26 protein-coding genes are annotated in these 21,096 nt (G+C 37.7%); 16 read left to right on the top strand and 10 right to left on the bottom strand.

The window, feature by feature from the left end:
- Positions 1–64: 64 nt before the first annotated feature.
- Entirely contained in the window at positions 65–244 is a 180-nt protein-coding gene (locus tag BAMA_RS06735; RefSeq protein ID WP_034637503.1) for a YjzC family protein, read from the bottom strand.
- A gap of 740 nt (positions 245–984) precedes the next feature.
- Between BAMA_RS06735 and BAMA_RS06730 the strand changes: the two genes are divergently transcribed.
- The 3 genes from BAMA_RS06730 to BAMA_RS06720 all read left to right on the top strand — a co-directional run bounded on the left by BAMA_RS06730 (position 985) and on the right by BAMA_RS06720 (position 2,227).
- On the top strand, positions 985–1,794 hold the full coding sequence (locus BAMA_RS06730; RefSeq protein ID WP_034637499.1) for a Cof-type HAD-IIB family hydrolase: 810 nt from the start codon (positions 985–987) through the stop codon (positions 1,792–1,794).
- A gap of 95 nt (positions 1,795–1,889) precedes the next feature.
- Positions 1,890–2,030, top strand: coding sequence for a hypothetical protein (locus tag BAMA_RS06725; protein ID WP_034637494.1), 141 nt, complete (start codon positions 1,890–1,892; stop codon positions 2,028–2,030).
- Entirely contained in the window at positions 2,030–2,227 is a 198-nt protein-coding gene (locus tag BAMA_RS06720; protein WP_034637491.1) for a DUF3813 domain-containing protein, read from the top strand. Before BAMA_RS06725 ends, BAMA_RS06720 begins: the two co-directional genes overlap by 1 nt.
- A 36-nt stretch (positions 2,228–2,263) precedes the next feature.
- Here BAMA_RS06720 and BAMA_RS06715 read toward each other — a convergent pair whose 3' ends face one another.
- Positions 2,264–3,121: a YitT family protein gene (locus tag BAMA_RS06715; protein ID WP_034637488.1), complete on the bottom strand. Its 858-nt coding sequence runs from the start codon at positions 3,119–3,121 to the stop codon at positions 2,264–2,266.
- Between the two features lie 92 nt (positions 3,122–3,213).
- On the opposite strand from BAMA_RS06715, the gene BAMA_RS23845 reads away from it, so the two are divergent.
- The gene (locus tag BAMA_RS23845; protein WP_084157910.1) at positions 3,214–3,345 is read left to right on the top strand and encodes a DUF3941 domain-containing protein; all 132 of its coding nucleotides are present in this window, start codon (positions 3,214–3,216) and stop codon (positions 3,343–3,345) included.
- A gap of 280 nt (positions 3,346–3,625) precedes the next feature.
- A complete protein-coding gene (gene prsA / locus BAMA_RS06710) occupies positions 3,626–4,477 on the top strand; it encodes a peptidylprolyl isomerase PrsA (RefSeq protein WP_034637487.1) in 852 nt (283 codons plus the stop codon).
- A gap of 19 nt (positions 4,478–4,496) precedes the next feature.
- Here the strand turns inward: prsA and BAMA_RS06705 are convergent, their stop codons facing one another.
- Positions 4,497–5,366 (bottom strand): CvfB family protein, encoded by an 870-nt coding sequence (locus BAMA_RS06705; protein ID WP_034637482.1) that lies wholly within the window; start codon positions 5,364–5,366, stop codon positions 4,497–4,499.
- Positions 5,367–5,564: 198 nt separating this feature from the next.
- On the opposite strand from BAMA_RS06705, the gene BAMA_RS06700 reads away from it, so the two are divergent.
- Positions 5,565–6,056 carry a YajQ family cyclic di-GMP-binding protein gene (locus tag BAMA_RS06700; RefSeq protein WP_034637480.1) on the top strand — a complete coding sequence of 164 codons (492 nt, stop codon included), beginning with the start codon at positions 5,565–5,567 and terminating at the stop codon, positions 6,054–6,056.
- Between the two features lie 171 nt (positions 6,057–6,227).
- Here the strand turns inward: BAMA_RS06700 and BAMA_RS06695 are convergent, their stop codons facing one another.
- Positions 6,228–7,535 carry an alpha-amylase family glycosyl hydrolase gene (locus BAMA_RS06695; RefSeq protein ID WP_051758882.1) on the bottom strand — a complete coding sequence of 436 codons (1,308 nt, stop codon included), beginning with the start codon at positions 7,533–7,535 and terminating at the stop codon, positions 6,228–6,230.
- 216 nt (positions 7,536–7,751) lie between these two features.
- Here BAMA_RS06695 and BAMA_RS06690 point away from each other — a divergent pair, with 216 nt between their 5' ends.
- Positions 7,752–9,014 (top strand): ammonium transporter, encoded by a 1,263-nt coding sequence (locus BAMA_RS06690; protein WP_034637478.1) that lies wholly within the window; start codon positions 7,752–7,754, stop codon positions 9,012–9,014.
- A gap of 79 nt (positions 9,015–9,093) precedes the next feature.
- Here the strand turns inward: BAMA_RS06690 and BAMA_RS06685 are convergent, their stop codons facing one another.
- Entirely contained in the window at positions 9,094–10,566 is a 1,473-nt protein-coding gene (locus BAMA_RS06685; protein WP_034637475.1) for a catalase, read from the bottom strand.
- Between the two features lie 331 nt (positions 10,567–10,897).
- Positions 10,898–12,745 (bottom strand): asparagine synthase (glutamine-hydrolyzing), encoded by a 1,848-nt coding sequence (asnB, locus tag BAMA_RS06680; protein ID WP_034637473.1) that lies wholly within the window; start codon positions 12,743–12,745, stop codon positions 10,898–10,900.
- A gap of 429 nt (positions 12,746–13,174) precedes the next feature.
- On the opposite strand from asnB, the gene BAMA_RS06675 reads away from it, so the two are divergent.
- Positions 13,175–13,726 (top strand): DUF2777 domain-containing protein, encoded by a 552-nt coding sequence (locus BAMA_RS06675; protein ID WP_034637471.1) that lies wholly within the window; start codon positions 13,175–13,177, stop codon positions 13,724–13,726.
- Between the two features lie 110 nt (positions 13,727–13,836).
- Here the strand turns inward: BAMA_RS06675 and BAMA_RS06670 are convergent, their stop codons facing one another.
- Both BAMA_RS06670 and BAMA_RS06665 read right to left on the bottom strand, forming a co-directional pair.
- A complete protein-coding gene (locus BAMA_RS06670; protein WP_034637842.1) occupies positions 13,837–14,298 on the bottom strand; it encodes an ankyrin repeat domain-containing protein in 462 nt (153 codons plus the stop codon).
- 153 nt (positions 14,299–14,451) lie between these two features.
- Positions 14,452–14,820 carry a YisL family protein gene (locus BAMA_RS06665; RefSeq protein ID WP_034637469.1) on the bottom strand — a complete coding sequence of 123 codons (369 nt, stop codon included), beginning with the start codon at positions 14,818–14,820 and terminating at the stop codon, positions 14,452–14,454.
- 152 nt (positions 14,821–14,972) lie between these two features.
- Here BAMA_RS06665 and BAMA_RS06660 point away from each other — a divergent pair, with 152 nt between their 5' ends.
- Entirely contained in the window at positions 14,973–16,163 is a 1,191-nt protein-coding gene (locus BAMA_RS06660) for an ornithine--oxo-acid transaminase (RefSeq protein WP_034637467.1), read from the top strand.
- A gap of 211 nt (positions 16,164–16,374) precedes the next feature.
- Here BAMA_RS06660 and BAMA_RS06655 read toward each other — a convergent pair whose 3' ends face one another.
- Positions 16,375–17,274 (bottom strand): fumarylacetoacetate hydrolase family protein, encoded by a 900-nt coding sequence (locus tag BAMA_RS06655; protein WP_034637466.1) that lies wholly within the window; start codon positions 17,272–17,274, stop codon positions 16,375–16,377.
- A gap of 243 nt (positions 17,275–17,517) precedes the next feature.
- Here BAMA_RS06655 and BAMA_RS06650 point away from each other — a divergent pair, with 243 nt between their 5' ends.
- The 7 genes from BAMA_RS06650 to BAMA_RS06620 all read left to right on the top strand — a co-directional run bounded on the left by BAMA_RS06650 (position 17,518) and on the right by BAMA_RS06620 (position 19,872).
- A complete protein-coding gene (locus tag BAMA_RS06650) occupies positions 17,518–17,694 on the top strand; it encodes an aspartyl-phosphate phosphatase Spo0E family protein (protein WP_034637465.1) in 177 nt (58 codons plus the stop codon).
- 203 nt (positions 17,695–17,897) lie between these two features.
- The gene (locus BAMA_RS06645) at positions 17,898–18,119 is read left to right on the top strand and encodes a spore germination protein (protein ID WP_034637464.1); all 222 of its coding nucleotides are present in this window, start codon (positions 17,898–17,900) and stop codon (positions 18,117–18,119) included.
- A gap of 15 nt (positions 18,120–18,134) precedes the next feature.
- Complete coding sequence (locus tag BAMA_RS06640) at positions 18,135–18,338, top strand: spore germination protein GerPB (protein ID WP_034637462.1); 204 nt, start codon at positions 18,135–18,137, stop codon at positions 18,336–18,338.
- A gap of 61 nt (positions 18,339–18,399) precedes the next feature.
- Positions 18,400–19,014: a spore germination protein GerPC gene (gene gerPC, locus BAMA_RS06635; RefSeq protein WP_034637459.1), complete on the top strand. Its 615-nt coding sequence runs from the start codon at positions 18,400–18,402 to the stop codon at positions 19,012–19,014.
- Between the two features lie 4 nt (positions 19,015–19,018).
- Positions 19,019–19,213 (top strand): hypothetical protein, encoded by a 195-nt coding sequence (locus BAMA_RS06630; RefSeq protein WP_034637456.1) that lies wholly within the window; start codon positions 19,019–19,021, stop codon positions 19,211–19,213.
- Between the two features lie 11 nt (positions 19,214–19,224).
- Complete coding sequence (locus BAMA_RS06625; RefSeq protein ID WP_034637452.1) at positions 19,225–19,611, top strand: spore germination protein GerPE; 387 nt, start codon at positions 19,225–19,227, stop codon at positions 19,609–19,611.
- Positions 19,612–19,656: 45 nt separating this feature from the next.
- Complete coding sequence (locus tag BAMA_RS06620; protein WP_034637449.1) at positions 19,657–19,872, top strand: spore germination protein; 216 nt, start codon at positions 19,657–19,659, stop codon at positions 19,870–19,872.
- Between the two features lie 186 nt (positions 19,873–20,058).
- Here the strand turns inward: BAMA_RS06620 and BAMA_RS06615 are convergent, their stop codons facing one another.
- The gene (locus BAMA_RS06615) at positions 20,059–21,024 is read right to left on the bottom strand and encodes a sporulation protein (protein WP_034637447.1); all 966 of its coding nucleotides are present in this window, start codon (positions 21,022–21,024) and stop codon (positions 20,059–20,061) included.
- Positions 21,025–21,096 lie beyond the last annotated feature (72 nt).

Below are 21,096 nucleotides of genomic sequence, written 5' to 3'. Positions count from 1 at the left end.
TTAATTTAATTATACAATATCTTTCTTAAAACAACAAATCCCGCAGTCTAACCTGCGGGATTGTTCACGGCTTTCTTTTATAAGTCCACTGTCTATTATGATTTGAATTCTCCGGAAACGTGTCACCCGCAGAAAGTTTTACTTGTTTTGGATTTTTGACCAAGCTACCTGTTTCACCAATCTCAACATATGTACCATTGTTAGGTGCTTTTTGACCAGCTCGAAAGCGATGATTTTGTCCCATCATCCATCCTCCTCTATGTTGTCATTACACTTATAGTATGTCCGATTTTAAAAAACACTTTCTGTTATGTTTAGGAAATTCTATCGATTTATTTTTCACATCACTCGTGACACTACAAGGAACTGACTACTACTTAACAGCGACAGTTCAACAAAGCTTTTATGATTTTTTCTCCACCAAAGCTGATGCTTTCGAAACAAAAAGACCTTCCCTCTCATTTCATACCTTTGTTTCACATCATTCGTGGCACTATAGGGCACTGACCGTTACTATTCATCGACAGTTCCTCTCTTCTACCCTAAAAAGAGCGGTTTTTCCAGTTATATTTTTTCACTTTCTTCATATACATAACATCACATATTTTTCATGGGACAAAAAAAACTGACCTGTGGGGAGGTCAGCTAAAAGGAGAGTCAAACAACTTATACGAGAAGATTACATTTTCATTATAGACAAGAGCTTAGTAAAGATGTAACCCTTTTCACATTTTATCCAAAAGGAAAGAAACATTATTTGAACTTTCTAAAAACAACTTGACTTTTCTCGTTTTCCAATTACAAATAGTGGACAGAGAAAGGAGATAGGACGTAAGATAAAGTAAAACTTCAATTAGCGGGTTTCTTTTTCATCCCACTAATTATTAGTTTGCTTTTATCCCGCTATTTGCGGGCTGTAAGACTCATCAGGAGTATTACAGGTTCATTAAAAGTATATAAAAATTTTTCATAAGAGGGGAAACTATGAAAAAACAACATTTAATCGCATTAGATTTAGACGGAACGTTACTGACAGACAATAAAATAATTTCATTACGCACAAAGCAAACAATTGAAAAAGCAAAGCAACAAGGACATGTCGTTGTCATTTCAACTGGTCGTCCGTTCCGTGCAAGTCACAATTACTACAAAGAGCTTGACTTAAATACACCAATTGTCAATTTTAACGGCGCTTACGTGCATCACCCTCTTGATAAAAATTGGGGCGTACACCACTCTCCTCTTGAGCTAAAAACAGCAAAAGAGATTGTAAGTGCTTGCTTCGATTTTGGGGTAAAAAACATTTATGCCGAAGTCATAGATGACGTATATGTTCGCGAAATTGATGAAGATAAAAAACATATTTTCGAATTTGGTTCTCCTAACATTTTCACAGGAGATTTATTGCACATTTTACAAGATCATCCGACATGTTTATTAATTGATACAGACGATGAACAATCACATGCGATTCGTAAGCATTTAACGGATATGCATGCAGAGGTCATTGACCACCGTAAATGGGGCGCACCTTGGCCAATTATCGAAATCGTAAAAACAGGATTAAGTAAAGCAACAGGTTTACAAAAAATTGCGAGTCATTATAACATCCCAAAAGAGCATATTATTGCATTTGGTGATGAAGATAACGATTTCGAAATGATTGAATATGCTGGACACGGAATTGCAATGGGGAATGCAATCCCCGCTTTAAAATCGCTCGCAAATCATACAACATTAACAAATGAAGAAGACGGGATTGCCATCTATTTAGAAGAAACACTTGGATTGTAATCTAAAAATTCCCTGCTTATAGCAAAAAGAAAAATGCACATAATATAAGTGACGTAGCGATACGTCACTTATTTTCTGCTAAGGGGGAATAACGAATGGGTAAAAAGAATAAGTCTAAACGTTTCACCCAACAAGGTGCGGATGCTGTTTCGCAGCATGACGCAAGATTCCCGTACCGTAGTACATTAGCTGAGGCAGAAAAAGAAAGAAATAACTCTTCTCTCGGAGGGTTCTAATGGGAAACCTACTATTCCAACAGGCACGTGACGCCGTGTCGAACGCTATTTCTTGTTCAGATGGCACAGAGCAGCAAGAGCTTGTATTCAAAGCAAAGAATGCTTTGTTATCAGCTTATACGAACTCTTCTACTGCCGAAAAAGTTCAATTGCGCGAAATGCAGCAACAGCTGCAACAAATTTCTCACTCCATGTAAGAAAGAGGACCGATTATTCGGTCCTCTTTCTCTTTGTTAATCTTTACGAAATAACCCAAATACACCTACCGTTTGAATAACATTTGTAAACGCACCCGGATCTACTTTCTTTATAACTCGCTCTAACTCATATAACTCATAACGTGTAATCACAATCATTAACATTTCTTTATTCTCATTTGTAAACGCTCCAGTTGCTGGTATAGTTGTAATCCCTCTCACCAAACGGGAATGAATCGCTTTTCGCACATCGGTACCATTTTTTGTAACAACAAATGCAGTAAGCTTTACATGTCTCGTATGAATAGCATCAATAATACGTGATGATACATATAACGTCACAAGCGTATATAATGCTTTTTCCCAGCCATATACATAACCAGCTGCGATAATAATAATCGCGTTAAATAGAAAGAAATACGTTCCAACCGGTTTATCTTTCACTTTCGATAAAATCATCGCTATAATGTCTAATCCACCAGTCGATGCTCCCCATTTTAACGCCAAGCCAACCCCAATCGCTGAAATTAACCCTCCGAAAATGGCATTTAAAATAATATCGTTTGAAACAGCACGAACTGGGATAATTTCTAAAAATAACGTCATAAACACAACACATAAGAAACTAAATAACGTAAATGATTTCCCGACTTTTTTCCAAGCTAAAATCACAACCGGAATATTAAATAAACTAAACAATAAACCCGTTGAAACATGGATGGATGTAAAATCAGCTAACACTTGCGAAAGAAGCTGTGATAAACCAGCAAACCCACTTGCGTATACTTTCGCTGGTGTCAAAAACAAATTAATCCCAATCGCATTTAAAAGACCTGCGATTATGACAATGGCTAACTTTTTTGCCAGCTCCACGTAATTTAATTTTAAGTCCATATGTCCTATCCCACCTTCACCGGAATGTACACATAGTTTGAACGAAAACGGAAAAGATAAACATACAACTGTTCAGAAAGGGGCGTCTTTACATGCCACACACAAGCGATAACGACAAAAAAGCACGTGATAACAACGCAAAGCGCGCACAAAAAAACGAACAAGAGCAAAAAAATATACAAGCTGGAAAACGCGCATACTCTAAAAAAACAGATCACCTATAAAAGACAGAGCTGGCTCAAAAGACCGCCTTTTGAGTCAGCTTTTTTGTAGGGATTTCAAGAGAGATTCAGTCACTTTTGTATGTAATTCAGTCACTATCAAGTTTTTCCGGCCACTTTTCTGTTTAATTCAGTCACTTTCGAGTTTTTTCAGCCACTTTCTTCAATAATTCAGTCAATCACTACATTGGAAAAAACATCCTCAAAAAGTCATCTCAAATTCACATGTTGTTCACTTCATTTTTCTACAATAATAACAACAATAAATGATGAGGTGTTCATAATGAAAAGTAAAAAATTATATATCGCGGCTGCTACACTTGGTACACTTATGTTAGCAGCTTGTGGGTCCCCTGGTAACTCCGATCCTATCGCAACATCGAAAACAGCCACAATTACAAAGCAAGAATTTGACGAGCAATTAAAAGAGCGATTCGGAAAAAATGTATTGTATGAAATGATGGCACAAGAAATTATGACAGAAAAATATAAAGTATCGGATAAAGAAGTAGATACGGAATTCAAAAAAATTAAAGAACAAATGGGCGACAACTTTAAACTTTCTTTAGAACAAAGTGGTTTTAAAAACGAAGATGAATTTAAAGAACAAATTCGATCTAGCTTAGCTATTGACAAAGCCGTCAAGAAAACTATTACAGAAGAAGATATAAAAGCACGCCACAAACCAGAAATTAAAGCGAGTCATATTTTAGTAAGCGATGAAGAGACGGCGAAAGACTTAAAGAAACAACTTGATGAAGGCGCATCGTTTGAAGAATTAGCAAAAGAACATTCTGAAGATCCAGGTTCTAAAGAAAACGGCGGAGACTTAGACTACTTCGGTTCAGGAAAAATGGTACCTGAATTTGAAGAAGCAGCTTATAAGCTAGAAGTTGGTCAAATTAGTGACCCTGTTAAATCTTCAAAAGGCTATCACATTATTAAATTAACAGATAAAAAAGAATTAAAACCATATGATGAAGTAAAAGATGATCTTCGTAAAGAACTTGAAAACGAACGAATTCAAGATAATACATGGCGTCAAAAAGTATTAACAGAGGAATTAAAGAAAGCTGATATTAAAGTAAAAGATAGTGATTTAAAAGATACGTTTTCTGCTGTTTTAGAACAATAAGAAGAAAAACTCCGAACGGTTACTGTTCGGAGTTTTTCTTTTTAAAGTACGTCCAACCTTCTTCTTGGTATACTTTTTCTTCTTTCATTAATTTTCCTAATGCACGCTTAAACGCACCTTTACTCATGTTAAAGCGCTCTTTAATGTCTTCTGGGTGACTCTTATCCCAATATGGCATTGCGCCCCCGCGGCTTTCCATATACTCATAAACCACCCCTGCATCATCTTCCATACCTTCTTCTTTACGTGGAAGAAGAGAGATGTTAATAGTTCCATCTTCTTTTACATCAATAATACGACCTGTTACACGCTCACCAATGCGAACTTGTTCTTTGCGCTCTGATTGATGCAAGAATGCACGGAAATGCTCATCTGTTAAAATAAATGAACCAACTTGCAGCGAACGGAATACTCGTCCATTTACATTTTTGTTATACATTGATGGTGTTGCTGGAACAACAATATCTTGCATATCTGCATCTCTTGCTGGAATTGCAATTAAACGGCCGCGATTTGTTAGTTTTAATGTACAATATAACTCATCGCCTTCTTCTGGCCAAACAGGTGTATAAGATGGGAACTCGTCCGCTGGTACTAAAATATCTTTTGAAACACCGATGTCAACGAAAACACCTAAATGCTCTTTTACCTTTACAACTTTTACCCAGTTCCAATCCTCAGTTGTAATAACCGGCTCATGCATCGTTGCAGCTAGACGCTCTCTATGATCAAGGTATAAAAAGACATCAATCGTATCGCCCTCTTCAATTTCGCCTGCAACTTCGTTTTTATGTAAAAACACTTCTTCCTCTTCGTGCCCAACCATATATCCAATTTCAGTTTCTCGTAAAACAGTTACCTGTTCTATTGACCCTGGTTGTAGATTCATATTTGTACTTCCTTTCTATAATCAACTGTTACATTTATCTTTCCAAACAAAGGTCCATTATAACACGTTTTTTTCTCCATTTGTTCAAAACGAGAAATTTCACTATAATAGAAGTGGAAATAAAATCAGACGGTCATTTTTGATCAACTACATAATAAAACTCTTTATGAGAGTGAGATTAATCCGGAGGTGTCCATTATGGCAAAAGATAGTTCTTTTGACATCGTTTCAAAAGTAGAATTCCCAGAAGTAACAAATGCAATTAACATCGCGTTAAAAGAAATTCAAAACCGTTATGACTTTAAAGGTAGCAAAAGCGACATTAAGTTAGAAAAAGAAGATCTTGTCTTAACTTCTGACGATGAATATAAGCTAGAGCAAGTAAAAGACGTTTTAATTTCAAAATTAATTAAACGTGACGTACCAGTGAAAAACTTAGAGTACGGCAAATTAGAAAGCGCTTCTGGCGGGACTGTACGTCAGCGTGCAAAAATCCAACAAGGTATCGATAAAGATAACGCGAAGAAAATTAACACAATCATTAAAGACTTAAAGTTAAAAGTAAAAACACAAGTACAAGATGATCAAGTTCGCGTAACTGGAAAGAGCCGCGATGACTTACAAGCTGTAATCGCAGCTGTACGCGGTGCTGATTTATCAATCGACGTTCAATTTATTAACTATCGATAACAAAAAAATCCTCTTAGGAGGATTTTTTTCCAGGCTGTGGGGAAAGTCCCCACAGCCCTTTTCTTATACAACATATAGACCTAAAACAGGAGTTTCGCATCCGTATTTTGTATGTTTTTTGTTTTTCTTCTTGAAAATTTAGGTTTCTCGTCACTCTGCAAAAAAATCCTCTTAGGAGGATTTTTTTCGTTTCTTTACCGCAATTAAAAAGGCTATAAACGCCACATTCACACTAACAATCGCAAGAATAAACCACCAATTTAAGCCCGTTTTTTCACCGACTGCATATATGTTAGCCGTTTCTCGTTCCACAACGAGATGATACTTCCCATCTGTTTTTCTAACAATTCCCTCTTCTAATAAACCACGCAATTCCTGTTTCCCATCAAGTTCTTCCGAAGATAAAGTAACCTTTTGCGTTTCTGTCGTATTATTCATGACAACAAGTGAAGTTTCGCCTTCATAACTTCTTTTTATGACACTCATTCCATTTTGATCGTGTAATAACTCCATCTCTCCCCGCCTTAATGAAGGCCTACTGTTTCGAATCTCTCCAAGCGTTGTTACGTAATGTAAAAAATCTTTATCTGTTTTAAAATCCATTAGCCGGCGATTATCAGGAATTTCTCCACCATCAATCGCAATTTCTGTCCCGTAATACACAACCGGAATGTGCGGCGTTGTGTACAAATACGTAAGCGCTAATTTCAAGCGTGTTGGTGGATAATGTTCATTTTCCTTTGCCACACGTGCAAATCGCTTCGTTTCATTATTATCTAAAAATACAGCTTGTACCTGTTCTAAATTACGAGCTGTAACATCATATAATGACTTCACAGAAACGTTCGTCTTCGTTAATACATTCTTCATTTGTTCGTGGTACTCATGCTGAAAATTGTCCTCTCCAAGAAATAGAAAATCCTTCTTCTCACCTTGAATCCGTTCCATCATTATGTGTACTTCCTCACGGTTCGTATCTTTTGTATTTCTTATATAAAATCCATCCATGTTCGTTTCTGTTACGAAAAAGACTGCGTAATCAATCATCGCTTCCTCTTCTTGCATAACCCATTCGACAATGACTTTCATATCTCGTTTATGTGCTTCCTGCACAAGAGTTACCACATCCTCCATCGCACCAAAATGAGGATTGATTTTCGCTTCGCCAGTTGGTTTATACCCATCATAACTTTTACTATCAACAAGTGGCGTTACCATAATCGCTGTAAATCCCATTTCTTTTATGTAATCGAGTCGCTTTATAATCCCCTTTATATCCCCGCCTTGATATGCCTGCGCATCATGTATATTCACTTTCGCATCATTGTGCGGATCTCCGTTATAAAAGCGGTCAACTACGATGGAATATACCATCTCATCCTCTAAACCTTCTTTCATTTCTGCTCCTACCTTTAGCGGTAATAGCAACAAAAATACAACAACCAATACCCAAGTCCTTCTTCTCCAAATATTCGTCACAATTTATCCCCCAACATTCAACCTTTTAATTATAAGAATATTATACCAATTCAGAAGTCAATCGTATAGAAACGAGTTATCTCAATCTTCATGTTAGAATTCCTTACATAAAAATTATAATTTTCAGAAAAATTAGTTGATTTTCTAATTAAAGTGGAATATGATACTAAATATAACAAAAGATGTTATAAAATATAACATTATAGGAGGGCAAAAATGAATATGAATGACTCTGTTTTTTTGTTTATCACAACGGCAATGGTCATGCTCATGACACCGGGCCTATCCCTTTTCTACGGCGGGATGGTTCGCAGCAAAAACGTACTGAGTACAACGATGCATAGCTATAGCGCAATGGCAATCGTATCCATTCAATGGATTTTGATTGGTTATTCCTTATCATTTGGACCAGATTGGAATGGAATAATCGGAAGTTTTGACTGGTTCGGATTACAAAACGTCACATTCACACCAAACGAAGACTACAGCGCTACAATTCCCCACAACTTATTCATGATGTTTCAACTTATGTTTGCCATTTTAACTCCCGCTCTAATTTCCGGTGCTTTTGCTGAACGAATGAGATTCTCAGCATTCCTTATTTTCATACTTCTTTGGACGACACTTGTATATGACCCTGTTGCTCACTGGGTATGGGGCGTTGGCGGTTGGTTACGCGAACTCGGCGCCTTAGACTTTGCTGGCGGAAATGTTGTTCATATTACTTCAGGTGTCGCTGGCTTAGTGTTAGCAATTTTTCTTGGAAAACGAAAAGATGCCGAGAGTGCTACGCCGCATCATCTACCTTTCACAATATTAGGGGCTGGTTTACTTTGGTTCGGGTGGTTCGGCTTTAATGTCGGCAGTGCACTCACGATAAATGATATTGCCATGACAGCATTCATTAACACAAACACAGCAGCAGCCGCTTCTTTATTAACGTGGATTTTAGCCGAATGGTTTTTCCAATCGAAGCCAACTGTACTTGGTGCAGCGTGCGGGGCAGTTTCTGGGCTCGTGGCAATTACGCCTGCTTGCGGCTTTGTCACACCGATGTCTGCACTTTTAATTGGAGCAATTGGCGGGGTTCTTTGTTTTACCTCTGTTTACTTCTTAAAACATAAACTTGGATATGACGATACACTTGATGCATTTGGCTGCCACGGCATTGGCGGAACATGGGGTGGGATTGCGACAGGTTTATTTGCAACAACATCAGTCAATAGCGCCGGCGCAGATGGGTTGTTTTATGGAAATGCAGCGTTACTTGGAAAACAAGCCATTGCAATCGGTGCCACGTATGCATTTACCATTATTATGACGTACATCATCATTAAAGGAATCAGCTTATTCCTTCCAGTTCGCGCTAATGAATACGAAGAACATATGGGATTAGATATATCAATGCACGGTGAAAAAGCGTATGAGCATATAGAAAAATCCCCACGAGAAGTTACGATTCAAACAGAAGCGAAATAACATTACAACACAAAAAGAGGTGACTATATTTAGCCACCTCTTTTTTATTTGAGATTGAAATAGAATGTAAGAGTTTCAGTTACTTATTATCTGGTGCTCCTAAATATGCTGAGATATCCACCTTTAATGCTGTAGCTAAGCGCATACCATACTCACGATCTGCACGGAAGAAGTTACAAATTGCTAATAACTTCGTCTTTTCATCTACGCTTTGCAAGTCATTTGTTAAGTTTGCAATTAAATTATCTTTCTCTTCTTTCGAGAAGGAACGATAACGCTCACCCGCTTGTTCGAAATCATTTGGCTTATCAATTTTTTCACGAGATACATAACCTTCTAGTTTCATAGTTGAATCACGGTACGCTGCATCTTCAGTTGGGTTTTCCGCATGGCGACTTGGCTCGTAATTGATTGTTGAAGGCTGCTGATTTACTTGCATAAATCCATCGCGCTGCTGGTTATGCACTGCTGCATACGGACAATTTACCGGAATTTGTAAGTAGTTCGCACCTAAACGATAGCGCTGTGTATCTGGATATGAGAATAAACGACCTTGTAATAATTTATCTTCTGACGGTTCAATCCCTGGAACTGTTGCACTCGGCGAGAAAGCCGCTTGTTCTACTTCCGCAAAGAAGTTTTGCGGATTACGATTTAACGTCATCGTTCCCACTTCCATTAACGGGAAGCGATCCTCCGGCCATACTTTTGTTGGATCTAACGGATCAAAACTTAATGAGTCCATTTCATCTAACTTCATCACTTGTACGTAAAGATCCCACTCTGGGTAGTCACCACGCTGAATAGCCTCGAATAAATCACGCGTTGCATGGTTAAAGTCTTTCCCTTGCATTTTTTCCGCCTCTGCTGCACTAAAGTTACGTACACCTTGTTTTGGTTTCCAGTGATATTTAATATATACAATTTTCCCCTCTTCATTTATCCACTTAAATGAATGTACTCCGAATCCTTCCATCTCACGATAGTTTGCAGGTGTACCGTAATCAGAGAATACCCACGTTAACATATGCGTTGATTCCGGCGTTAACGTCATGAAATCCCAGTAACGATCTGGCGTTTGAACATTTGTGTCCGGAGCTGGTTTTAAAGAATGTACCATGTCAGGGAACTTCATCGCATCGCGGATGAAGAATACTGGTAAATGGTTCCCAACGATATCGTAGTTTCCTTCTTCTGTGTAAAACTTTACCGCAAATCCACGTGGATCACGTGCTGTTTCCGGAGATCCTTGCCCGTGAATTACTGTTGAAAATCTCACGAATACAGGTGTTTCTTTCCCTTCATCTTGCAAAAATGCTGCTTTTGTATAGTTTTTCATATTCTTTTTCGTAACGAATACGCCGTGAGCACCGGCACCACGCGCATGAACAACACGCTCAGGAATACGCTCACGATCAAAATGAGCCAACTTTTCTAATAAATGATAGTCTTCTAGCAATACAGGACCACGACGACCTGCCGTACGAGAATTTTGGTTATCTCCCACCGGAGCACCTTGGTTTGTTGTTAAACGATTATTTAAATTCCTCAAATGGAGAACCCCCTGTTTTGATAATGATTTCTTTTTTAAAATTATTATAAACAAAGTATAACAAACGATAATTACACTGTCAAAAGAATTATTCTAAATAAAGTCTTTTTATAAAAACCTTCATTTAGGCGAACCACTTACTCTATATATAGTACATACCCCCTTCTATCTTGTTTGAAACATAAAGAAGGAATGAAATGCAAAATAAGCAAAAATTCTATTAACTCACTTATTCTATTAACCTACTAATAAAAGTTATCTATACGAGAAAGAGATATACTGAGAACATCTCCCTTCAAAAGAAGCGCTCCTAGCATATCTCATACCCCACCTACTCTTTCACATTAATATTATATTCCTTAAACCATACATGCATTTGTGCCAAATGCGCTAATAGTTGTGGACCTGTCATCAATTGCCCAAACCATGGCGTTTGGAATGCACTTCCTCCTGATTCAATTAACCCTTGTAATTCTTTTCGGTCAAATAGTTCATGTAAAATCGAATCTTTCTCTGTTAACAATTGTTGTAGCCATACTGTAACCGCATCTGTATAGTATGGATTATGAGTTTTGGGATAAGGACTTTTCTTTCTATATAACACATCATTCGGCAAAACTCCCTCTAGCGCCTTTCTCAATAGACCTTTTTCGCGGTTTTTATACATTTTCATTTCCCAAGGAATATTCCACGCATATTCGACAAGACGGTGATCTGCAAATGGTACACGCACTTCTAAGCTAGCTCCCATGCTCATTCTATCTTTTCGGTCTAATAGCGTCGTCATAAACCAAGTCATATTTAAGTAAAATAATTGTCGCCTTTTCGCTTCTAAAGAGCTCTCTCCTTCTAATATCGGCGTTTCTTTAATGGATTCTTCATAACGCTTTTGCACATAATTACGTAACTGTAGTTTTTCTCTCCATTCTCTTCGCAATAATTTCTCACGCGCCTCCGTTGATCGCATCCATGGAAAGTTACTTGATTGTAAGTCCTCCTCTCGGTAAAACCACGGATAGCCGCCGAAAATTTCATCTGCACATTCTCCTGATAAACTGACGACAAAATCTTGTTTAATTTCCCTACAAAACCAAAGAAGTGATGAATCAATATCAGCCATACCAGGTAAATCACGAACGAGAACCGCTTCTGTTAAATATTCGGCCAATTGCTCATTAGAAATTACGCACCGATGATGAATTGTATGAAAGGTATCTGTCATCTTCTCAATGAACGGACTATCTGAATTTGGCTGAAATGCATTTGCTTTAAAATATTTTTCATTATCTTCATAATCAATCGAATACGTATGAAGTCTTCCTTTTCCTTCATCTGCATAGTGCATTGCAGCAAATGCTGTAATGGCACTTGAGTCAACACCACCTGATAAAAACGTACATAACGGTACATCGGAAACGAGTTGACGTGTTATCGCATCTTGTAATAAAAACTGAACTTGTTCTACTGTTTCCTCAAATGTATGTGTATGCTCTTCACTGACGACATTCCAATAACACCAAATCTTTACTCCATCTTTTGAAAACGTCAATGCATGCCCTGGTCTTAATTCTTCTATTCCCGCAAATATACCATGTCCGGGTGTTCTCGAAGGTCCTAATCCTAACACTTCCGCTAGCCCTTCTGTTGTGATTTCTGCTTTGACATTAGGATGAGCTAAAATAGCTTTTAGTTCTGATCCAAACAGTAACTTTCCATCTTCATATTTATAAAATAATGGCTTTACCCCAAGGCGATCACGTGCCATAAATACTTTTTCTTCCTTTTCATTCCACACTGCAAACGCATAAATACCATTTAAGTGACGCGTACACTCCTCTCCCCATTCAATATAAGAAAATAACAATACTTCCGTATCAGAATGCCCTTCAAATGTATACCCTTTTTTCAATAGTTCTTTGCGAATATCTTCTGTATTATAAAGCTCACCGTTATAACAAATTGTGTAGCGATTATCTTCTTTTTTCCGTGTCATCGGTTGCTTTCCGCCTTCTAAATCAACAACCGCAAGACGTTTATGACCGAAGAGAGCATGCCTACTCATCCACACATTTGTATCGTCGGGACCACGCTTCGAAAGCGTTTCTGTCATTTTCGTAATCGTTTCTTTCTCATGCTGTAAGCCATGCTTGTAATCAATCCATCCTGTAATTCCGCACATGATACAATCATCCCTTTCTCATTTGTGCTAACGAATTCATCCCGCATTAACGTGCTGTAAGACTCCCACCTTAAACTTTAGAGGATTCAGAGAAGTTTAGGCAGGAAATGAACAGCCCGAATCTAGCTACGACTCCTAAGCAATCGAGTCACAAGCTAATCCTTTCTGCAACAAACTACGCCATGCCAAGGCTTAGCTTGTGCTTGTCGTGCTTGAACAGTCGTCTTCGCTTTTTGATGTAAAAGCCCGATTGGTTCAACTAACAATCAATGACGATGGAGAACCCTCACTGATTGAAGTTTCACTTTATCCCAGACTTTATTAGGCTTCAGTATATGCCCATTTTTCATTGTATGTTCCTTATGTTTAAAGAAAGACTGAACTGTCTATAACAAGAACAAAAAACGTTATCAAAAGGAGAAGGCAAGCATGAAACAACGGAAACATATTTTATATACACAACCACGTGCTCATACGGTCGGCAACGTAGAATTTATCAATCGAGAATGGGTATTTTTTGATGAAGAGAATGATGAAGCTTTTTTATTAGAAGATATTATTGAAGATGGATTTGAGCTGCTATATCACAATAATTGGTTACCAGCTCGCTTCTACGAAGAAAATACACTTCAAGTTGCAGATGAAAAGCACTTCCTGCAAAATGGGGAGACTATTCGCATTCGAAAAAAACTACTCGTAAGTTATCAAGAATGGCTGGAAGAACTTCCTGAATCCTCTTTTTTATTGTTAACAGATACATTACAATCAATCGGTTACTCCTTATATGATTGCATCTACTGTCACAACTTCTTATCTTTTCAACAAAAAGATAAACTGCGCGAAGGAGTTAATTTCCTTACGTTTGATAATGAAGATATAATTTGCAGTGTCCATCATCATTATGTTCGTAACAATACAATTACAAAAGATAACTTCACCTTTGTAAAAGCAAACGGTGAGCAACTACATATCAACATATAAAGTGAAACTTCACTCAGTGGGGGTTTTCTTCATCCCCCACTGAGTGTCAGCCCGACCAATCGGGCTTTTACAAGATAAAAAAGCGAGACTAGATTATCTAGTTTCGCTTTTTATACCCCTTCTACACACTTTTCAATCATTTGAATTACTTCTTCATATCCTTTTTCCTTCGCAATATGAAGCGCTGTTTTGCCATCATCTTTTGTAACGTTAGTATCGGCACCTTTTTCTAAGAGTAGTGATACAATTTGCGCATTTCCTAGTAAAGCCGCTTCATGCAAGCTTGTCCAGCCGCCGCTTTGCTTTGCGTTTATGTCGGCGCCATTCTCTAGCAATAACGAAACTAATGCCGCTTGATTATTAGCAACCGCAGCATGAAGAGGCATATTTTCATTATTATTTTTTGCCCGTATATGAATATCCGCTCCTAACATTAACAACATATTCGTAGTTTCTTCATGACCAAAGTAAGCTGCTAAATGTAGTGGTGTCCAGCCATCGCTACTATGTATATTAAGAAGACTATTATCCTCTTTTATTAGTTTTTCTACTACCTTCGTATTTCCGTTCATCGCTGCTTCTGTCACATTTTTTATTGTATTCACCCTTTATTCTCACTCCTTTTAAATAAACGAAATATTCTTTCTTTTTATCTTAGCATATTCCCAATAAAAAAATGTCTGAAAGAATCGAGAAAATCCATTCTTTCAGACATTTTGTTTCTATTACGCAAACGGTTTAAAACCAATTGGTAAACGCAGTCCTAAGTATAATACAACAACAAGCGCAATAATGAATAAAGTCCAAACAACCCCTGTTGACTTCTTTTTACTTGTTCTAACAAGCACCATTTCCATTGTACCAATCACTAATACGCCAACAAACATTTTCAAGCCATACATCATGTGCATCTTACTTGTTGCATATTCCATAATTCCTTGGTATAGCATGAAACCACTAATGATAATAAGAATATACACAAGGCGAAGCCCCATATGTATACCTTTTCCTTTTCTTCCCGCCGTGTACATAGAATACGCCACGAAAAATAAAAGAAGTCCTAACACCCACGCTGTAATATGCATATGTACCATATTACTTTCTACCTCCTCTTTTCCACACTTTTTCATTTTATATCATACCATGACAAATTCCTCCAAGGAAATATTTCGCTTTTTCGCAATTATGATGATATAATATTTAGAGTATTTACAAACTTCTTGTAAAACACAAAGGGGGAACTATCATGATTCAAACAAAAGATATGATTGAACTAACAGAAACTTACGGAGCTAACAACTACCACCCACTTCCAATTGTTATTTCTAAAGCTGAAGGTGTTTGGGTAGAAGATCCTGAAGGCAATCGTTACATGGACATGCTTAGTGCATACTCTGCGGTGAACCAAGGTCATCGTCATCCAAAAATTATTGACGCATTAATTGATCAAGCAAATCGTGTAACACTTACTTCTCGTGCATTCCATAGTGACAAGCTAGGTCCTTGGTACGAGAAAGTTGCACAGTTAACAAATAAAGAAATGGTACTTCCAATGAACACAGGTGCAGAAGCTGTTGAAACTGCAATTAAAACAGTGCGCCGCTGGGCATATGATGTGAAAAAAGTAGAAGAAAACAGAGCAGAAATTATCGTATGTGAAGATAACTTCCATGGCCGTACAATGGGATCTGTTTCTATGTCTTCTAATCCAGAGTATAAGCGCGGCTTCGGTCCAATGCTTCCTGGTATTAAAGTTATTCCTTACGGTGATATTGAAGCATTAAAAGCTGCGATTACACCAAATACAGCTGCGTTTATTTTAGAGCCAATTCAAGGTGAAGCAGGTATTAACATTCCAGCAGCTGGTTTCTTAAAAGAAGCATTTGATGTATGTAAAAAAGAAAACGTTTTATTTGTAGCGGATGAAATCCAAACAGGTCTTGGCCGTACTGGAAAATTATTCGCTTGTGATTGGGACGAAGTAATTCCTGACATGTACATTCTTGGTAAAGCGTTAGGCGGCGGTGTATTCCCAATTTCTTGCGTTGCTGCAAACCGCGACATTTTAGGCGTATTTGAGCCAGGTTCTCACGGTTCAACATTTGGTGGAAACCCACTAGCTTGCGCTGTTTCTATCGCTGCTCTTGATGTACTATTAGAAGAAAAGTTAACAGAGCGCTCTTTCGAACTTGGCGAAAAGTTAATGGCTCAGCTACGTACAATTGAAAACCCAATGATTACAGACATTCGCGGAAAAGGTTTATTCATCGGAATCGAATTAAACGAACCAGCACGCCCTTACTGTGAGCAATTAAAAGCTGCAGGTCTATTATGTAAAGAAACACACGAAAACGTAATTCGTATCGCACCACCTCTAGTAATTTCTGAAGAAGATTTAGAGTGGGCGTTTGAGAAAATTAAAAACGTACTTTCTTAATAAAGAAAAGCTGCCTTCACTGAAGGCAGCTTTTTCGTATAAAGTGAAACTTCACTAAATAGGGGTTTTCTCCATCCCTCACTGATTATTAGTTGAACCAATCGGGCTTTTACGTGCTGTCTATCTTCCACCTAAACTTCCTCGTTTTCTCTCAAGTTTTGAGGTGGGAGTATTACAGCACGTTAATGCGGGATAAAAAGAAAACCTCTCTTTATTTAACTTCATTTCGAAGCGTTCCAACACGTTCTACTGTAATTTCAACTGTATCACCTTTCTTTAAAAAACGTGGTGGCTTGAAGCCCTTTCCAACCCCAGCTGGCGTACCTGTCGCAATCACATCACCTGGTTCAAGTGTCATTCCCTTACTCACAATCTCAATAATTTTTTCAATGGGGAACATCATATGTTCCGTATTAGAAGACTGACGAACTTCCCCGCTTACTTTCGTTTCAATATGTAATTGATTTGGGTTTTCGATAGCTGATTTATGTACAATTGCTGGTCCCATCGGACAAAACGTGTCGAAACTTTTGCCGATGAAAAATTGTTTATGCTTTCGTTGTAAATCACGAGCAGTTACATCGTTCACAATTGTGTATCCAAATACATATTCCATTGCATCTGCCGCTTTAATTCCTTTCCCACGCTTTCCAATGACGATTGCAAGTTCTCCCTCGTAATCTAGCTCATTCGTTAACTCTGTATAAGAATCAATATGTGCACCATGACCAATTACCGTTGTTGGTGATTTCGTAAACATAATCATATCTTCAGGAATCGCTTCTTCCCCGCCCATTTCCACAGCATGTTCACGATAATTTTTACCAACGCAAAAAATATTCTTCGTTGGCCTCGGGATTGGCGCTAATAACTCCACTTCTTTTACAGAATAATATGCCTTTGTTTTATTCTCCTTGGCCCATTTCACAACTGCATTTACTTTTGTAAAAAAAGTTTCTCCTTGTTCAATACAAAGTAACATTTCCCCGGGAATTGTCATTTCTTGTCCCATTTCTACTTGTGCTTTCTGCATGTGCAACACTCTTTGTAATTCTTCATCCATAACACCAACAAATACTTCATCTGCTTTCTTTACTGTAACAAAGCGCATGTTTTTCATCCTCCATTTCAAAACTTATACCCTAACTTTATTCGTACTTTTTCGCAAAAACCCTCTTTATAACATTCTGTTTTTTTTACAATTTTCTATCTATTTTCCCGCAAAAAAATATTTTTGTGACAAAATATGTAGAAAATAAACTTCTTTTAGCGAAACGGTTTCTTTTTTATGGAAAATTTGTATAATATGTACTAAATACATTATTAAAATCTATAAGGGGACGGAGCCGATTCTATGTTTGAGCAAGCAATTGAAAAAAAACGTGAAAAAATGAAATACTTAGCCGAACGTCACGGAATGACATCAAAAAAAACCGTTCATTGTAGCCAAGAACTGGACAAGCTCTTAAATGTAATACTATTCATACAAGCACACCCCCATACAGAAGGTACAGATGCACACTCTCGTTAGTGTATATCTTTCATATTAGCCAAATTATACCTCTTACTAATTCAAACTGCGCCCTATCCAGTTCGAACTAGTAAGAGGTTTTTTGCTTATTTTTTAAGAAAAGACACATTTTTACCAATACGCCCATACAATAGTAATGTAAAACATATCGACAGTTATTGTAAAAATGAATATACAAATTTTTAATATGAAAGGTGTTTGCTATGCCAGCAATGGTTGGACATATTCATATTGTAAATATTGGTTCTAGCGGTGTATTTCATATTGGCGATGTATTTGCTATCCGTCCGATTAGTTATTCAAAAGCATTTGCTGGGGCTGGTTCTTTTAACGTAGGAGATAATATTTCCGTATATAACTATGAAAATACAACAAGCGTAAGTGATAATGATGGTGTGGATCAACCGATCGTCGGCACCTATTAAGGAGGGGGATAGAAATTGAAGCTATATGTACAACAAAGTATCGTCATCCACAACTTGCGAGTGGATAGTATTACGACTTCCTCTGTATTTCAGATTGGAAGCGCAGGCAGCATTAAGGCATTATCTAAGTTTTCAAACACTGGTGGTTTTACGGCTCCTATCCGTGACCTAAAAGCAAAAGGACAAATTATTTCTATTGACCCTCCTAGTTCTTCTTAATCCACTACTTTCATAAATATATATCATTACATCCTCCATATGGAAAAGGAGGCCTAAACTAGTGAACCAAGATTTATACACGTATTTACAACAACTACAACAAATGATCGCGCAGCAGCAAGAGCAAATATGCACACTCGAAGCAAAAGTACAAGAGTTAACTTCACAAGTAGAAGAACTAAAACGGAACCCACCCTCCTCCATCGGAAAAGTAGAATATAAGTTTGACCAATTAAAAGTGGAAACATTAAGTGGCACATTAAACATCGGGTTAAATCCATTTACAAGTAGTGGTGGAACAATCGAAGACTTTGATGTCGATACAGAAACATTGAAAGTAAATCCTGAAACGGGGGAAAATCCTGATTTTTATCAAGATATTATTCAAGAAATGCATCGCTATTTAGATGAAGAAGCATATAACCGAATTCTCTACTTTGAAAATGAGGCAAGGACCCCTCTTGATGATATGTATAGACAAATGATGATTGATGACATAAAACAACAAATGGAACATCGCCTTCCATATTACTTATCACAAGTACAGCCATACACTGAAATTACATCTAATCCACAATATATGAAAGAAGTCATTATTCAATCAATGAAACAAGATATCGATAAAGCATTTCTTTCCTTCATTCAACATATGCCGCATAACTTCCGAAAGGAGTGAGTATATGAATTTCACAGTTGTAAATCATTGTATTAAAGTAGGCGCAATTAAAATGAACGGGATTTCATCGTCAGCGTTATTTTTAATTGGTGACGCCAATCTCATTATTTCTTCGTCTATTTTAGATACACCATTTGAATCTGTAACAGGAGGGCCGTTTGTACCACTCATCACTGATGTACCGGCTACTCGTGGTTAAGGGAGACTTTTATGTTCGGACACATTTCCGTTGTTCATCAAGCTTCTGTTGTTTCGATGGGGATTAGTGGTGTTTTTCAAATTGGGGATACAAACCAGATGGAACTGAAAAGTAGAGCACTTGCTGTTCACCGTGAAACCTCAACCTTCCTTACAAGAGAGGGAGATTTAGAAGGATTTACAATATTTACAGATGATAAAATTACCATTCCATCTCGAAAGACAAATGTAAAGATGACCGTTATTAATGAAAATCCTTTTATAGAAGTAGACTGTGTTAAAGTATACAGCCTGTTAAACGCCGCTTGCTGGCAAATTGGTTCAGTTGATTATGTTTTTTCGAATGCACGTATTAAACAAATTCGTCAATTTATTACGGAAGAACCTCGCAAAGAGTAACATCATATAGTAGTGAAAAGTATATTGATAAAGTAGGTGAAAATCATGCCGTCTGTCGTTGGGAATTTAGTCGTTCAAAACAGTAACGGCTCTTTCAATTTGGGAGACTTTTATAACGTTTCCCCAAAAGAAAATACGAAAGCATATAATGGTTCCGGTTCATCAAATGTTGGTTTCGTCGTCAATACATTTAATGGTATTAACGGTACAAATACCTTTGATCCAGATGTTGCAGACCAAGATCAAATTGCAACTGCATAAAGTGAAACTTCACTCAGTGGGGTTTTCTCCCTCCCCTACTGAGTGTTAGCCCGACCAATCGGGCTTTTACGGGCTGTTAATCTCTCACCTACACTTCTTTGAACCCTCTAAGTTTTGAGGTGGGAGTTCTACAGCCCGCAAATAGCGGGATGGAAAAAGGCAGAGAAGAATCTCTGCCTTTCTTTTTTATCCTTCATCTCCACCATCAAAGAAATCGAAGAATCCACCATCTTCTTCTCCAGCAGAGTCTTCCTCTTCAAAACCTAATGCTTCTGCCACATCTTCAACCATATCATCTAAATCTAACATTTCACTCAGCAACATACCACCTAATATGCCCATTGCTAATCCACCAATCATCCCGCTTGTTGAATGACTATGACTTCCATATCCATTTGATGATGAGTGAGCTATGTACGAAAATGGTTTTTGATATACATAAGGTTTTTCTACCGCTTCTGCTATATACTGCTTCAGTGTCCCTACTAATTCCTCTTCGTCTTGCAATACAACATTCTCTAAGAAGAACTCTCGCTTCACCTCAATCTCTTCATAGCCATGGCGACAGTCTACTTCCATCCAAACACGTACACCGTCTTCCTCACATGCAAAGCGAAGTTCTACTTCACTTACCTGCCCAGAAGACACTTCTGCTGGGAAGAAGGCAAATTCTTGACCGTACTTATCCAATCCGCCAGAATTTCCTTTTTCACGAAATCCTAAACTTCCTAGTGCCTCAAAAATAGACTGAACTCCTTCTGGTACCTCTACCATTAAAGGATCTATATCCGTACGATCAACACCACCTTCAATATCAAGCTGTGTGTCAAAATAATAGGAAACTTTATGTCTTGAAACTGGTAAATTTACCGGAATTGTATATGTAAACGGAATCACTTTCAATTCTTTTGGCGACACAACACCATCTCCTAAAAGCGGGATTGACGTCACTTCACGTGTAACCGTTCCTTCTTTCGTTATAACACTCATCATAAGATGGACGGATAAATGATTCATTTTTTGCTTTACTTCTCCACCTTGTATATGTACTTCACCATGCACTGTATCACCAGCTATATACGGACGGTTTTCAAAGCGCAAATCAACCTTAGCGGCACCTTTTCCGAACCGGGCTAAAAATTTTTTTAACATTCTGTTCTCTCCCTTATGTCATTGTTTTATGTATAGGAACAATCAGCAACTATTAACTGCTGATTGTTCTTA

Origin of the sequence: Bacillus manliponensis, from assembly GCF_000712595.1 — a bacterium.
Taxonomy (GTDB): Bacteria; Bacillota; Bacilli; order Bacillales; family Bacillaceae_G; genus Bacillus_A; species Bacillus_A manliponensis.
The sequence above is the reverse complement of the archived record's forward strand: the minus strand, read 5'-3'. Positions and strand labels throughout refer to the sequence as shown.